This window comes from Salinisphaera sp. T31B1, from assembly GCF_040361275.1.
GTDB lineage: Bacteria > Pseudomonadota > Gammaproteobacteria > Nevskiales > Salinisphaeraceae > Salinisphaera.
Window position 1 is genome coordinate 22,503 of sequence record NZ_APNH01000004.1, and the last position, 12,910, is coordinate 35,412.

Sequence of the window (12,910 nt, forward strand, 5' to 3'; positions counted from 1 at the left end):
CACTGGCGAGGCTGGATCGCGCGAAGCCGGCGCGGCCTGCGGACGCAGGGCGGGCGCGTCAATCGCGTACGGCGCAGCGCATGGCAAGGGCGAACGCTGCAAAGCAGACCAGCGAGATCGCCAGCATCGTCCACTCGACCGGCGCATAGTCCTGTTGCACGGCCCAGAGGGCGGCCGCTGAAATGGGCGCGATGCCCTTGGCGATGTTCGACGGCGCGGATAGCAGGCCGCTGATCGAGCCGTAGCCTTCGGTCCACATGACCTCCTGGACGATCGTGCCGCGCAGGATGGTCATCATGCCGTTCGCACCGCCGAACAGGGCGGCGAACAGCAGCAGTGCCGCGGCCGATGTGCCGGCACAAAGGAGGATGACGATGGCGACCGGCACTGCGCCGGTGACCGCCAGCCCGATCACCGCCGGGCGCGCGCGCCGCCCAAGAGCGAACCAGAGCCCGCGTGCGGCCACCTGGGCGGGACCGATGGTGGCCATGATCGTCAATACCCAGCCCATCGCGACCTGCCGTTCGAGCAACAGCGGAACCAGATGGAACGTCAACGTGGCGAGGGTGGCGTAATAGGCGGTGAAACACACGGCCAGCGACCAGAAGATGGGCGTACGCAGGGCCCGAGCGGTCGCCGATCGGGCCACGGACTCCTGGGTCTGACGGTCGTCCGCGGACCGTGCCACCGCCGGGCCGATGGCCCGTGCATGAACCGGCACGCAGAATGCGAGGTTCACGCCCGCCAACACCACCAGGCAGCCGCGCCAGCCCCACAGGTCGATCAATGCCTGGGTCAGCGGTATGAATACGGTACTGGCGAAACCGCCGACGAGGGTGATCAGTGTGATCTTGGACCGATACGTATTCGGATAGGCACGTGTGACGATGGCGAAGACCGGGTCGTAGAGAACTGCGGCCAGGGCACATCCGAGCCCGATCCACACCACGAACAGCACCCACAGCGCATGCGCCTGGGACCACAGCAGCAGCATGGCGGCGCCCAGCAGCGAGCCGGCGAGCATGACGGTCCGCCCGTGGCCGCGGTCGATCCATGTGCCGATCGGAAAGGCGGCCAGGCCGGAGACGAGCAGTCCGAGCGACAATGCCGCGTTGGTGGTCGTACGCGGCCAGCCCATGGTCTGCTCCATGGGCACCACCAGCAGCGAAAACGAATAATAGATCGAACCCCAGGAGACGAGCTGGGCCGCGGCGAGTGCCCAACTCGCAGCCGCGCCGCCCTCGCTGTTCGCGGTCTTCGAATTCATGGAGCGCCCGAACAGGTGGCCAAGGCGCCGCCCGGCCCGCCCCTCGAGACGACCACCGGCACGGGGTCAGATGGTTCGCCGGCCCTGGCGACCGAACGTGTCGCGGACCGAGCGCTTCCCGACGCTGGATGCATGCGTGAGGTGTTCACGGTAAACGGCTGTTATGCCGTACGCCGCAGCCCCGCGTCCATCCCGCACTGCGACAACCGGGCAAGGCGGGCCGGCCTGCCCGGTCAGCCGGGGCATGCACGCACGAAAAAGGGCAGGTGCACGGCACCTGCCCTTGTCCGGTTGCCGAACGTGTATCCGGCTCAGGCCGTGCGGGCCTGTTTCTTGTCGACCAGCTTCAGCAGCTTGTACTCGTGACGAATGCCCTTGAGCAGCGAATAGCACATCAGCAGAAGCACGAAGGTAAACGGCAGCCCGGTGGTCACCGAGGCCGCCTGCAGCGCCGACAATGCGTCCGAGCCGCCGACCACCAGCAGCGCCGCGGCAATGAAGCCCTCGGCGGCGCACCAGAACACGCGTTGGGCGGCCGGCGCTTCGGTCTTGCCGCCGGCGGTGATGGTGTCGATCACCAGCGAACCGGAATCCGACGAGGTGATGAAGAACACCAGTACCAGCACGATCGCCAGGAACGAGGTGATGCTCGTCAGCGGCATGTTTTCGAGCATGCGGAACAAGGTGAGCGACGAATCCTGAATGCCGCCGGCGAGTGATCCCACGCCGTTGAGCGCCTGATCGACACCGACCCCGCCGAAGGCGGTCATCCAGATGCCGGTCACGACCATGGGCACGATAAGCACGGCGGTGAGGAATTCGCGCACGGTGCGACCGCGTGAGACACGGGCGATGAACATGCCCACGAACGGCGACCAGGATATCCACCAGGCCCAGTAGAAGATCGTCCACGAGTGATAGAAGGTCTGGTCTTCGCGGCCGATCGGGTTGCTCAGCGGCAACAGATATTCGGCATAGCCGCCGAAGGTGGTGAGCAGGTTGCCGGCGAATGCGAATACCGATCCGGCAACGATCACGAACAGCAGCAGCAGTCCGGCCAGACCCATGTTGATGTTGCTCAGCAGCTTCACGCCGCCGTCGATGCCGCGCAGCACCGATACCAGCGCCACCGCGGTCACCCCGGCGATGATGCCGATCTCCAGCGGCAGGTTGGCGGGAATGCCGAACAGGAACTCGATGCCGCCGGCGGCCTGCTGGGCGCCGAAGCCCAGCGATGTCGCCAGACCGAAGATCGTGGCGAGCACGGCCAGCGTGTCGATGATGTTGCCGAGCGTGCCCCAGACGCGCTCGCCGAACAGCGGGTAGAACGTCGAGCGGATCGACAGCGGCATGCCCTTGTTATAGGCAAAGAATGCCAGCGACAGTGCGACCACGCCGTAGATCGCCCAGGGGTGCAGTGCCCAGTGGTACATCACCGCGCCCATGGCGGCGGTCTTGGAGGCCTGGTCGCCGCCGGAAATATTAAGCGGCGTGCCCGACCATTCGGTGAAATAGCCGACCGGCTCGGCCACGCTCCAGAACATCAGCCCGATACCCATGCCGGCGGCGAACAGCATCGCGAACCAGGACATGCGCGAGAACTCGGGCTCGGCGTCTTCGCCGCCCAGGCGTACGCGGCCATAGGGCAGGCAGATCAGGGCAAGACAGAACAGCACGAAGATGTTGCCGGATACCAGGAACAGCCAGTCGAAGCTGTTGATCACCCAATCCCGGGCGCCGGACAGCCCGGTCTTGGCGACTTCGGGAAAGATCATGGAGCCGACGACAAACACCAGGATCAGCAGCGCACTCCAGATAAAGACCGGATTGTGAAGGTCCAGTCCGAGCGGGTGGATGTTGTCTTCGCCGATTTCGTAGTCGAAATCGTAGCGTTCTTCGAGCTCGTCGATTCGTTCAGTCGTATTCATTCGTGTCCCCCTTGGACAAAACGGCCGCGCGCGCGTCGAGCCTCCCGACGATGGCTCCCCGGGGGCTCAAGACGCAGTAATCGCAGTTCTTCGAAGCCAGAGCCTAGGCAGCTACCGAATGCCTGTCAAAACGCGGCGGCAGGAGCGGGCGGCGCCATCCTGCCCTGGCGCGGAGTCGTCAGCGGTGTCGAAGAATCTTGAAATCAGGAGCGCAGACAAGGCGGTAGCGCGGTCGGGGCTGTCAAACGATAGGCGACGGTCGCCGCGACAAACGTTAGGATGAACCCGGTACATGAACAGACGATACAGCGACAACTCACCGCGTACCGGCGCGCTTTTCGGCTCTTTTGAGGCGGCGCTCGGCGTGCAGGCCGCGGCATGGGAGGCCGACGTGCATCGGCTGGCCCGTGCGCTGCCGGACGGCCTGCGCCTGGGTACGTCGTCGTGGCACTTTCCCGGCTGGGCCGGGCTGGTATGGGACCGGCCCTACAATGCCAAGCGCTTGTCGCGCGAGGGCCTTGCAGCCTATGCCCGGCATCCGCTGCTCGGCACGGTCGGGCTGGATCGCGGCTTTTACCGTGCCCTGAGCGCTGGCGAGTACGCACACCTGGGCGAGCAGGTGCCGGACTCGTTTCGTTTCATGGTGAAAGCACCGGCCCAGGTGACCGATGGCCTGATACGTACCACCGGCGGACGTGCTCGGGCCGCCAACCCGGATTTTCTGGACGCCGATCTGGCCTGGCGTGCATTCGTCGAGCCGGCCAGCGCGGGGCTCGGTGATCGGCTCGGCGTGCTGGTCTTCCAGATCAGCCCGCTGCCCCGGCGCTGGCTGAATGACATGGATGCACTCATCGATCGCCTGCGCGGGTTGCTGGCACGTGCGGCCGACGGGCTCGGGGCAAATGCCCGCGCCGTGCTGGCCGTGGAGGTCCGCGATCCGGAATGGCTGGGGCGGCCGTTCGTAGCGGCTCTGAAGCAGGCCGGGGCTACGTACTGTCTTGGCCTGCATCCGAAAATGCCGCCGATCGATGCCCAGTTGCCGATCCTTCGCGCGCTCTGGCCGGGGCCGTTCGTGTGCCGCTGGAATCTCAATCCGCGCCACGGCGCCTTCGGTTACGAAAGCGCGCGCGCCGACTATGCGCCGTTCGACCAGTTGATCGACCCGGATCCGCACACGCGCACCGTACTCGCGCGCGTGATGGCCGGAACCGTCGGCGCGGGACAGCCGGTGTATGTCACGATCAACAACAAAGCCGAAGGCTGTGCACCGCGATCGGTCGGCGAGCTGGCCCGAGCGGTCTGCCAAGCCGCCGGCCAGCCTGAGGCGGCGTATGCATGCACGTGGGGCCGCTGCACGGGCCCGGCTGATAGCAGGCGTGTCCGGGGCATGCCGGTGGCTGGCAATACCCGCGCATCGGCATGGCGCGCACGGGCGAATTCGTTATGCTGCGCCGGCGATAATGAATTCGACGGGATGAATGCATGAGTGGACAGAGTCTTTCGCCAGCCTTTCGAACACGAGCCGATGCGGTGATCGATCTGCTGAACCGGCAATCGAAGGACACGCCTACTGGCCAGGTGAGCGCCTCGGCGATGTATGCAGCGGCCCGTTTCAATGCCTTCCAGGTCGCGGCCTCGTCGGAAAGCGCTGAACAGATGGTCGAGGAACGCGACAACGCGGTGGAATATTTTGCCGCCCAGTACCGGAAGATGTTCGAAGACCATTTCGATGAGTGCTGTCAGCATTTCGATCGCTATACCGGCCGGGACCGGGAACAGAGCTAGCCGCGCCGGGGGTGTTCCGCCGAAACCCGGCCGTGCGATCGTCGGCTACCGAGGTCCGTTTCAACGCCGATTTCGATGCGCGTCTGTCCAATACCGGACGGGTCGATGCAGACGATTTCGCCCGTTTCAGACAGGCGCATACCTACGGGACAGCGCCGCCGATGAACTGGCTGATCGGCAAGCTGGCGTTGCTGCGTGAGCGGCTGGATCGTCAGGCCGCTCTGGCGCTTTACGAGCCGTCAGCCAGCACGTGTGTGGTCTGCCACGAACCCGCGGTTTTCGAAGACTGGGTCCAGCGACACTTTCCCGACGCGCTCGCGTAAACCGGCGCGATGCGCCGGGTCGGCGCCGTTGCCGAGCCGATACGCCGGTTCCCGCGGGAGCATCTATCGATCGTGATCGGTGGTCGGTACGGGCATCGGCGGATCCGCTGCGGGATACCCGGTCTAGCTGCGCGGATCGGCTCGCGGAGGCTGGCCCTCTTGCAGCCCGGGCATGGCGTCCGGGCGGGCCAGCAGCGCGAGCAGCACGGCCATCGCGACCGCGATCGCGGCATCGGTGATATCCGCCGACCGGCCGGGAATATGAGTCTGTGCCCATCCCAGCAGGCCGAGTGACAAGGCCAGCCCCATTGCAGCGATCGACCAGCGCATGCCGAGCTGCACCAACGTCCACATCAGAGTGCCGTACAGAAAGCTCTTTTCCAGCAGCGACAGCAGATTGATCGACATCGAGCCGTTCAGCAGGGCAGCGAACGGTACCCAGCCGAATGCCCGGGCCTGGGTATCGAATATGAAGGGCTGCAGGCGTGCGGCGACGATCCAGGCGGCCAGTGCCAGGGCCAGCACCCCCGCCTCGGTACGCGTACCGAGGCGGCTGACGAACTGCCATGCGAGCAGCGCGATCAGCCCGCCGATCACCTCGCTGGCGCCGAGATGGCTGCCGGTGAGCACGATCTTGGCCGCCCAGACCGCGCCCATCGCCCAGAGCGACAGCAGGGGAATACGCACGGGCAGTGCAATCCGGGCCAGCAGTGCGGCGACCGCGAACCACATGACCCCGTATCGGCATATTGCGAGTGCCCGGATGTCCGGAGCTACGATCAGAGGCTGTACCGCGCGCCAGTACGCGTGAAGATCCAGACTCGGTACATAAGGAAACAGCCGGTAGGCCAGGAACACCGCGAGCAGGAATATCGGTATGGGTGCGAGCGGCCCGGCAGGGCTTGCCCCGCGGTGCACGGCCCATGGACGCACCAAGATCGCCACGACGACGCCGGCGAAAGTACCCACGGTGTTCGGATAGATATCGGCAAAGGTGCTCAGTCGTCCGGCTACGTGAAGCTGGGCCAGTTCCATCGTCAGGCTGAGCGCCGCGCCAAGCGCTGTGATCGCGATCAGCTGCCATATGGGCCGGGATGCCCGGCACGCCAGGGCGGTGAATACGCCCAGCGGCATGTAGAACACGATGTTGCTGAGCAGATTGGGCAGCGAATCGACTGGGTGACCGATCGTGGCCAGGAGATGCGCAGCGCTCAGCGCACCGTCGGCGCGAGGTTCGAAGGGAAACAGCGACCCGTACACGATGAAACCCGCCGACAACACGGCCATCCAGGCGAATGCGCGGATCATGGGCAGGGTGGCATCATGGCGATCGGGCCGGAAATGGAGCGTGGCGAGAGGCGCAACGATAACGGAGCCGCCATGGTATATGCGATTGCGGCCGATGCGGTGCTGGTGGTGCATCTGCTGTTCATCGGCTGGGTGGCGTTCGGTGGGCTGGCCGCGTTGGCCTGGCCCCGGCTGACGTGGTTGCACCTGCCGGCTCTGACCTGGGGGCTGGTCGTTTCGCTCACCGGCCGGCTGTGCCCGCTGACGCCGTTGGAACAGTGGCTGCGCGACAACGCCGGGCAGCAGGGCTATGCCGGTGGGTTCATCGATCACTATCTTGTCGCGGTAATCTACCCGCAAGGGCTGACTCGAGATCACCAGCTGGCGATCGCGCTAGCGCTTCTGATTCTGAATACGGGGATCTATGGTCAATTGGTCGTGCGTCGTGCGGGCGCACGAAGACGCCGGCACAAAGACGCCGATTGAGCTTCTGGCGCCAGGCGGCAATTGCCGATGGCAAGCCGCATTTGTTGCGCCAGGGGTATCGCACGGCCGATGGTAGCGACGATAATCCAGGCTCGCGACGCGGCACCGGGCGGAAACCGGCGGGCGCGTCGAACCGACTTGTCAGGAAGCTCGTAGATGGTCGAGACACATTTTCTGGGCGATGCGCGCACGCTGGCCGCGATATCGGTCATTCTGCTCATCACGATTGTGGTGGCGAGCACGGTACGCCTGCTCATGATGCGCGCAATCCGGCGCGCCATGCGCGATACCAGCTACGATCCCACCGGGCTGCTGTTCGCCCGAAGGATCGTCTCCGGCGGGGTCTATCTGGTGGGCATCGGCTGTGCGCTCGCCCAGATTCCGAAGTTCGAGGTCCTGGGGCATTCCATGCTGGCCGGTGCCGGCGTGTTGACGCTGGTCGCAGGTCTGGCGTCCCAGCAGGTGCTGTCGAACGTCATGAGCGGTGTACTGATCGTCGTGTTCAAGCCGTTCCGGTTGCGCGATCGCATCACGGTCAACGGCCTCACCGGTGTGGTGGAAGACATGAACCTGCGCCAGATCGTGCTGCGGGATGTCGAGAACAATCGGATCGTGATCCCGAATTCCATCGTCTCGAGCAATGCGCTGGTCAACGCACACCACACCGATCCTCGGATGTGCAAGAAGCTGGAGATCGGAATCGGCTATGACAGCGATATCGACACGGCGCTGGCGATCCTGGTCGAAGAGGTCGAACGTCACCCGCTGCATATCGATGCACGTAACCCTACCCAAATCGCCAACGGCGAACCGCCGGTGGTCGCCCGTGTGACCGAGCTCGGCGATTCGGCAGTGATGCTCACGGTCTGGGCCTGGGCCAGTAACTCAGCCGATGCGGTGGTGATGTACTGCGACCTGCTGCGCCGGGTCAAGCAGCGTTTCGACGCCCAGGGCATCGATATTCCGTTCCCACAGCGGACGTTGAGCTACGCGAAACCAGCCGGCACGGGCGCGCCCGGCGACCAGTCCACGGACTAGCCGTCGCGCGCCGCATCCAGCGCGTTGCGGGCGCTATGGCCCGTTGCGGGTAGCCTTGTTAAAACGCCGCATCGGGCCGGTGGTCGAGCGCCGCGGGTGGCCGATGCCTAGTACACTGATTCGCTTTGCCAGTTGCCGTACAGCCAAGGTTGATTCTCATGGATGAACAAACCCGTATCCAAGCCGAGGCCGCAGCGTTTCGCGGTTTGATCAAGCATCTTCAGACGCGTACCGACGTACAGAACATCGATCTGATGAACCTGGCCGGATTTTGTCGCAACTGTCTGTCGAAATGGTACCGGGCCGAGGCCGAGCACCGCGGGGTGGCCATGGACTACGAGCAGGCGCGCGAACACATCTACGGCATGCCCTACGATCAATGGAAGGCGCGTTATCAGAACGAGGCCACCCCGGCGCAGCAACAGGCGTTCGAGGCCAGCCGCCCCGGTCATGCCGACACGACTGGCGGCAATTAACGGCCCGGCGCCCGTGCGATCGATGTTCGCAAGCTCGTGACCGACACAGGCGTGACCCGAGGTGGCACGCGCTGGCCAACTCTTGTGTTCGGATCGGCCATTGCCGGAGCAGCGCTGACCGCGTTCGGCCTGCCGGCGGGTTTTCTGCTGGGCCCGATGATCGTGGCGGCGACGCTGGCAATGAGCGTGGGCGGGCCGGCCCTGTCCCCGCGCGCGTTCGACGCCGCCCAGGCGGTGATCGGATTGATGATCGCTCGTACCATCACCTGGCCGATCCTTGCCGAGATCGGCCACGAGTGGCCGGTATTCGCCGCCGGCGTGGTGTCGGTGATCGCAGTGAGTCTGGCGATCGGCTGGCTGCTCATGCGCTGGCAGGTGCTGCCAGGCCCGACCGCGCTCTGGGGCACGTCGCCGGGGGCAGCGGTGGCCATGGTGCTGATGTCGCCGGCCTATGGTGCCGATGAACGCCTGGTTGCCTTCATGCAGTATCTGCGCGTGGTGATCGTGGCGACGGCCGCTTCCATTCTCGGGGCATTCGCCGCTCCGGATAGGCGTACGCCCAGCGGGTTCGCTGCCTGGGTCGAGCCGTTGCCGGCGATGTCGTTGATCGCCAGCCTGGCGCTGTGTGTCAGCGCCTATCTCGTGGGCCGGCGTCTAAGCATGCCGGCCGCTCCGCTCATCGTGGCCATCGTCATCGGCGCGTTCGCCCAGGACACAGGTCTGGTGACGATCACGCTGCCCGAGCCGCTGCTCGCGCTCAGCTTCACCCTGGTCGGCTGGGGCATCGGGCTGCGTTTCACCCGCCAGACGCTCGCTCACGCGCTGCGGGCGCTGCCCGCGATCACCGGGGCGATCGCGTTGCTGATTCTGGTCTGCGGCGGCATCGCCTACCTGATGGTGCGCCTGGCCGGGGTCGATCCGCTGACGGCGTATCTGGCGACCAGCCCGGGCGGGGCCGATACCGTTGCGATCATCGCCAGTGCCACCCACGTCGACGTCGCTTATGTCATGGCGATGCAGCTGGCGCGCTTTCTTGCGGTGATGGTCACCGGCCCGCCACTGGCTCGGCTGATGACACGCTGGGCAGGCTATACCTCGGAACCCGCCGAGCGCTGATCCCGCCGTGCCGACGCCGAGGATGTAACGAACGACCCGCGGGCTGCCCGGCGGGCGATTCAGCCGTATGAGCGGCTCAACCGGCGCCCGAGGTCTCGATCATGTAATCCACGGCCGCCTTGACCTCGGCGTTGCTCAACGTGCTGTTGCCGCCTTTGGGCGGCATGTTGTTATAGCCTTCGATCGCGCGTTTGTAGAGCAACGGCTTGCCCTGTTCCGAGATACGGCTCGCCCAGGCTGCCTTGTCGTCCACCTTGGGAGCCTGTAGCACGCCCGACGTGTGGCAGGCGGTACACACCTGGTTGAACACCTTCTCGCCGGATACGTCATCGGCCTGTGCCGAGAGCGCGCCGACCGCGAGCAGGGCACCGACGCCGAGCGCGATGCGGCGCCGTAGCAAGACAGGATGAGTAAACATGCCGTTGTCCTCGATTGTTTTTATATGCGTCACGGCCGCGAATGTCGTCGCGAGCGTGGTCGGCAATGTAGCAACGATCGAAGAAAGGCGCCTGTGACATGTTGTCGCAGAAAGCCGCGACCCGACCGGGTTATCTGGACGCTGGGCCTATGAGCGGCTCGGCCGATGTGCGGTCGTCCATGACCGATACATCCGCGGCGCAAACGACGCACCGGCCGTATCGCCCAACCCGCCGGTTTGGTTGACCGCGACGTCGGAACGCCCTCGATGGCATCGTCGCTCGCCTGCGCGGTGACGGTTATCTATGCAGGACATCAACCCGAGCCCCGGCCCGTACCGGTCGCCCGATCTGGAGCGCGGACGACCGGGGCGGCTCACGACTCGTCGAGACGATCCTTGGCATAGCTGATTTCAGTCTTGCCATGGGGCTTGGGCTGGCCCTGTTCGTCGACACTCACGAACACGATCTCGTCGATGGTGAGGATCGACTTGCGGGTGATCTTGTTGCGCACCTGGGCACACATGGTCAGCGACGTGGTGCCGAATCGTGTGGCCATGATGCCGAGTTCGATGACGTCCGACTGCACGGCGGTGGACACGAAATTGATTTCCGAGATGTATTTGGTGACGATCCGCGAATTCTCGAGCTGGATGATCGCGTAGATCGCGGCCTCCTCGTCGATCCAGCGCAGCAGACTGCCGCCGAACAAGGTTCCGTTGGGATTGAGATCCTCCGGCTTGATCCATTTGCGGGTGTGGAAATTCATTCGATGTCTCCGGCAAATGGCTCAGCCTAATACAGCCATGCGCCTGGCCTCATGTCCTACTTGTGCCGATCGGAGCCGCACGCCGGCCCGTAGACGGTGCCGCTTGGCGTCGGCCGTTCGGCCGCGAAACGGTCCAGCGTCCAGGCGAGCAGAGCAGCGGCGATGGCTGCTGGCCACAGGCCGGCCAGGCCCACGTGATGATGCACGAACGCGCCGATGACCGTGCCCGCGACAAGCGCAGACCACAGCAGCAGATACCAGCACCAGGCCCAGCGTTGTCCGCCGAGCAGGGCATCGGTGACACGTTGCCCGAGTTTGACCAGCGTACCGGTCATATAGGTCAGGCCGATGCTCACCTCGCCGTTGCGCTCGAACACCGCGTTTTCGGCCCCCATGGCAAGCGCCATGGGGGCGATGGCCGCCCAGGTCAGCCCGACCGTCTGGCCGGCGGCGCCGAGCGCGAGCAGGGCGGCCACCAGCGCCACGACCGCCGTGCGACGACGGTGCCGCGCCACGCGTCCGACCAAGGAACCGAGGATCACGCCGGTCACGAACAGCCCAATCAGTGCCAGCGGCAGGGCCGCCGCCGCCAGGCTGTCAACGAACCCCACGCCCAGCCGGGTCGAATTGCCGCTCATGAACGACAGGAAATATCCGCCGAGCGTGAGAAACCCCAGGGCATCCACATAGCCGGCGAGCAGGGTGAGTCCGGCGGCGATCACGCGGTCGCGGCGACGATGGTTGATCAAGACACGGCAGTGGTCGACGAATGACGGCCGATGTTAACGGCCGCGCGGACTCGGCGCGGGTCATATCGTTCCATCGGGCCGTTCGGCCGGTCCGGATCCCTCGCGCCGTTGTCCACGAGCCGGTGTCGGGCGCGGTGGCCAGAGCCTCGTGCCGCGCGACCGCGGATGGACGCGCTATGTGCCGGTGCTGGGCGCGGCGACCGCATTCGGCCTGGCTCCGTCGAACCGGCGTCCACTATTGGCGGCGCGGATCGGTGACGTGATCGGGGTTGTAAGGCCCGAGCGGCAAACCGGTCTGGCGCGCGCCCATCATGTTGAGGTTCGCCTGGCGGGCGACTTCGCGGCTGCGGTCGTCGACGGTATCGACGATCTGGTCGACCAGCGCCACCACCACGGCGGCCAGCAGGCCGCCCTGGCCGCTGTTCGAGCCTTCGACCGCGCGTGCCGAGCCATCCCACAGCAATGTGCCGGTGTCGGCGTCGACCAGTCGGACATTCACGTCAACCGTCGTGTCCGAGGAAATAACATGGTATTTCTGGCCCCAGTCTTCGATCGTGGCGTACAGCACGGCATCGGGATCGATGATCTCGTCGATCTTGGACAGTGGCACCGATTGCATCTCGGCCGGCTCGCTCAGCCCGTTGTCCTTCATGAACGCGTCGACCACGGCGACCGGATAGACGTAATAGCCGGCTTCGGCCAGAGGCCGGGTCACGGTGGACAGATACACGTAAGGGGCATCGACGGCCACGGTATTGTTGATCGGCGGCAGTACGAGAATCGAACGGGGCGGGTCTGCCCGATAGGCGCTGTAATCGTAGGCCGGCGTGCCCGCGCAGCCGCTGGCGACCAGACAGGCGCCCACGAGCAGGGCGGCGAGGAGCAGGCGGCGATTCATGGCTGGTCCCCAGTCTGCAGACGGCTCAGGAAAGTCGTCATGAACGTGTCGGATTCAGGATAGAGCGCGCGTTCGGTGGCGAACTCGTCGGCAGCTGCGTCGGTATCGCCCTGCATGAAATGCATGTAACCCAGGTGGGCATGCACGCCGGGCGGTACGCGTTTGCCTTCGGCTTGTGCGCGCTCGATATCGGCAGTGAGCTGCTGAACCTGGGCGCCAGGTTCGGCCTTTCCCGGCTGTTCGTACATCTGATACACGAGCGTTTCGTAGCTGCCCCAGCGATACAGGGGCTGCGGGCGCTGGACGCAGGCCGACAGCGCCAGAACCGCGGTACAGGCAGTCACGGCCGTTACATACATGGGACGGCCCATC

General features: G+C 65.3%; 15 protein-coding genes. 7 read left to right on the forward strand and 8 right to left on the reverse strand.

The genetic code is table 11. The annotated features are described in order from the left end of the window. Positions 1-58: 58 nt before the first annotated feature. The gene (locus T31B1_RS14845) at positions 59-1,267 is read right to left on the reverse strand and encodes an MFS transporter (protein ID WP_353250309.1); all 1,209 of its coding nucleotides are present in this window, start codon (positions 1,265-1,267) and stop codon (positions 59-61) included. Between the two features lie 311 nt (positions 1,268-1,578). Then, positions 1,579-3,195 carry a BCCT family transporter gene (locus T31B1_RS14850; protein WP_353250310.1) on the reverse strand — a complete coding sequence of 539 codons (1,617 nt, stop codon included), beginning with the start codon at positions 3,193-3,195 and terminating at the stop codon, positions 1,579-1,581. Positions 3,196-3,487: 292 nt separating this feature from the next. Between T31B1_RS14850 and T31B1_RS14855 the strand changes: the two genes are divergently transcribed. From T31B1_RS14855 to T31B1_RS14865, 3 genes are read left to right on the forward strand one after another with little or no spacing between them, the layout of a single operon-like run. Further along, positions 3,488-4,681 carry a DUF72 domain-containing protein gene (locus tag T31B1_RS14855; protein WP_353250311.1) on the forward strand — a complete coding sequence of 398 codons (1,194 nt, stop codon included), beginning with the start codon at positions 3,488-3,490 and terminating at the stop codon, positions 4,679-4,681. Further along, positions 4,678-4,980 carry a DUF3144 domain-containing protein gene (locus T31B1_RS14860; protein ID WP_353250312.1) on the forward strand — a complete coding sequence of 101 codons (303 nt, stop codon included), beginning with the start codon at positions 4,678-4,680 and terminating at the stop codon, positions 4,978-4,980. Before T31B1_RS14855 ends, T31B1_RS14860 begins: the two co-directional genes overlap by 4 nt. Positions 4,981-5,012: 32 nt before the next feature. Further along, entirely contained in the window at positions 5,013-5,303 is a 291-nt protein-coding gene (locus T31B1_RS14865; protein WP_353250313.1) for a hypothetical protein, read from the forward strand. Positions 5,304-5,426: 123 nt separating this feature from the next. On the opposite strand, the gene T31B1_RS14870 is transcribed toward T31B1_RS14865, so the two are convergent. Further along, positions 5,427-6,611: a VanZ family protein gene (locus T31B1_RS14870; RefSeq protein WP_353250314.1), complete on the reverse strand. Its 1,185-nt coding sequence runs from the start codon at positions 6,609-6,611 to the stop codon at positions 5,427-5,429. 72 nt (positions 6,612-6,683) lie between these two features. On the opposite strand from T31B1_RS14870, the gene T31B1_RS14875 reads away from it, so the two are divergent. The 4 genes from T31B1_RS14875 to T31B1_RS14890 all read left to right on the forward strand — a co-directional run bounded on the left by T31B1_RS14875 (position 6,684) and on the right by T31B1_RS14890 (position 9,706). Beyond that, positions 6,684-7,076, forward strand: coding sequence for a DUF2784 domain-containing protein (locus tag T31B1_RS14875; protein ID WP_353250315.1), 393 nt, complete (start codon positions 6,684-6,686; stop codon positions 7,074-7,076). 156 nt (positions 7,077-7,232) lie between these two features. Continuing rightward, the gene (locus tag T31B1_RS14880; RefSeq protein ID WP_353250316.1) at positions 7,233-8,114 is read left to right on the forward strand and encodes a mechanosensitive ion channel family protein; all 882 of its coding nucleotides are present in this window, start codon (positions 7,233-7,235) and stop codon (positions 8,112-8,114) included. A 158-nt stretch (positions 8,115-8,272) separates the two neighbouring features. Then, complete coding sequence (locus T31B1_RS14885) at positions 8,273-8,590, forward strand: DUF1244 domain-containing protein (protein ID WP_353250317.1); 318 nt, start codon at positions 8,273-8,275, stop codon at positions 8,588-8,590. A gap of 36 nt (positions 8,591-8,626) precedes the next feature. Beyond that, the gene (locus T31B1_RS14890; RefSeq protein WP_353250318.1) at positions 8,627-9,706 is read left to right on the forward strand and encodes an AbrB family transcriptional regulator; all 1,080 of its coding nucleotides are present in this window, start codon (positions 8,627-8,629) and stop codon (positions 9,704-9,706) included. A 76-nt stretch (positions 9,707-9,782) separates the two neighbouring features. Here the strand turns inward: T31B1_RS14890 and T31B1_RS14895 are convergent, their stop codons facing one another. The 5 genes from T31B1_RS14895 to T31B1_RS14915 all read right to left on the reverse strand — a co-directional run bounded on the left by T31B1_RS14895 (position 9,783) and on the right by T31B1_RS14915 (position 12,909). Next, the gene (locus T31B1_RS14895) at positions 9,783-10,124 is read right to left on the reverse strand and encodes a c-type cytochrome (protein WP_353250319.1); all 342 of its coding nucleotides are present in this window, start codon (positions 10,122-10,124) and stop codon (positions 9,783-9,785) included. Between the two features lie 374 nt (positions 10,125-10,498). Next, positions 10,499-10,891: an acyl-CoA thioesterase gene (locus tag T31B1_RS14900; RefSeq protein WP_353250320.1), complete on the reverse strand. Its 393-nt coding sequence runs from the start codon at positions 10,889-10,891 to the stop codon at positions 10,499-10,501. A gap of 56 nt (positions 10,892-10,947) precedes the next feature. Next, on the reverse strand, positions 10,948-11,640 hold the full coding sequence (locus tag T31B1_RS14905; RefSeq protein ID WP_353250321.1) for a YoaK family protein: 693 nt from the start codon (positions 11,638-11,640) through the stop codon (positions 10,948-10,950). Positions 11,641-11,875: 235 nt separating this feature from the next. Further along, complete coding sequence (locus T31B1_RS14910; RefSeq protein ID WP_353250322.1) at positions 11,876-12,538, reverse strand: DUF799 domain-containing protein; 663 nt, start codon at positions 12,536-12,538, stop codon at positions 11,876-11,878. Further along, a complete protein-coding gene (locus tag T31B1_RS14915) occupies positions 12,535-12,909 on the reverse strand; it encodes a DUF4810 domain-containing protein (protein WP_353250323.1) in 375 nt (124 codons plus the stop codon). Before T31B1_RS14915 ends, T31B1_RS14910 begins: the two co-directional genes overlap by 4 nt. Between the last annotated feature and the right edge of the window lies 1 nt (position 12,910).

What these genes read in the sequence shown, in the direction of transcription:
- T31B1_RS14845 (WP_353250309.1), bottom strand. Translation starts at nt 1,267, where the DNA reads ATGAATTCGAAGACCGCGAACAGCGAGGGCGGCGCGGCTGCGAGTTGG.
- T31B1_RS14850 (WP_353250310.1), bottom strand. Translation starts at nt 3,195, where the DNA reads ATGAATACGACTGAACGAATCGACGAGCTCGAAGAACGCTACGATTTC.
- T31B1_RS14855 (WP_353250311.1), top strand. Translation starts at nt 3,488, where the DNA reads ATGAACAGACGATACAGCGACAACTCACCGCGTACCGGCGCGCTTTTC.
- T31B1_RS14860 (WP_353250312.1), top strand. Translation starts at nt 4,678, where the DNA reads ATGAGTGGACAGAGTCTTTCGCCAGCCTTTCGAACACGAGCCGATGCG.
- T31B1_RS14870 (WP_353250314.1), bottom strand. Translation starts at nt 6,611, where the DNA reads ATGATCCGCGCATTCGCCTGGATGGCCGTGTTGTCGGCGGGTTTCATC.
- T31B1_RS14875 (WP_353250315.1), top strand. Translation starts at nt 6,684, where the DNA reads ATGGTATATGCGATTGCGGCCGATGCGGTGCTGGTGGTGCATCTGCTG.
- T31B1_RS14880 (WP_353250316.1), top strand. Translation starts at nt 7,233, where the DNA reads ATGGTCGAGACACATTTTCTGGGCGATGCGCGCACGCTGGCCGCGATA.
- T31B1_RS14885 (WP_353250317.1), top strand. Translation starts at nt 8,273, where the DNA reads ATGGATGAACAAACCCGTATCCAAGCCGAGGCCGCAGCGTTTCGCGGT.
- T31B1_RS14895 (WP_353250319.1), bottom strand. Translation starts at nt 10,124, where the DNA reads ATGTTTACTCATCCTGTCTTGCTACGGCGCCGCATCGCGCTCGGCGTC.
- T31B1_RS14900 (WP_353250320.1), bottom strand. Translation starts at nt 10,891, where the DNA reads ATGAATTTCCACACCCGCAAATGGATCAAGCCGGAGGATCTCAATCCC.
- T31B1_RS14910 (WP_353250322.1), bottom strand. Translation starts at nt 12,538, where the DNA reads ATGAATCGCCGCCTGCTCCTCGCCGCCCTGCTCGTGGGCGCCTGTCTG.
- T31B1_RS14915 (WP_353250323.1), bottom strand. Translation starts at nt 12,909, where the DNA reads ATGGGCCGTCCCATGTATGTAACGGCCGTGACTGCCTGTACCGCGGTT.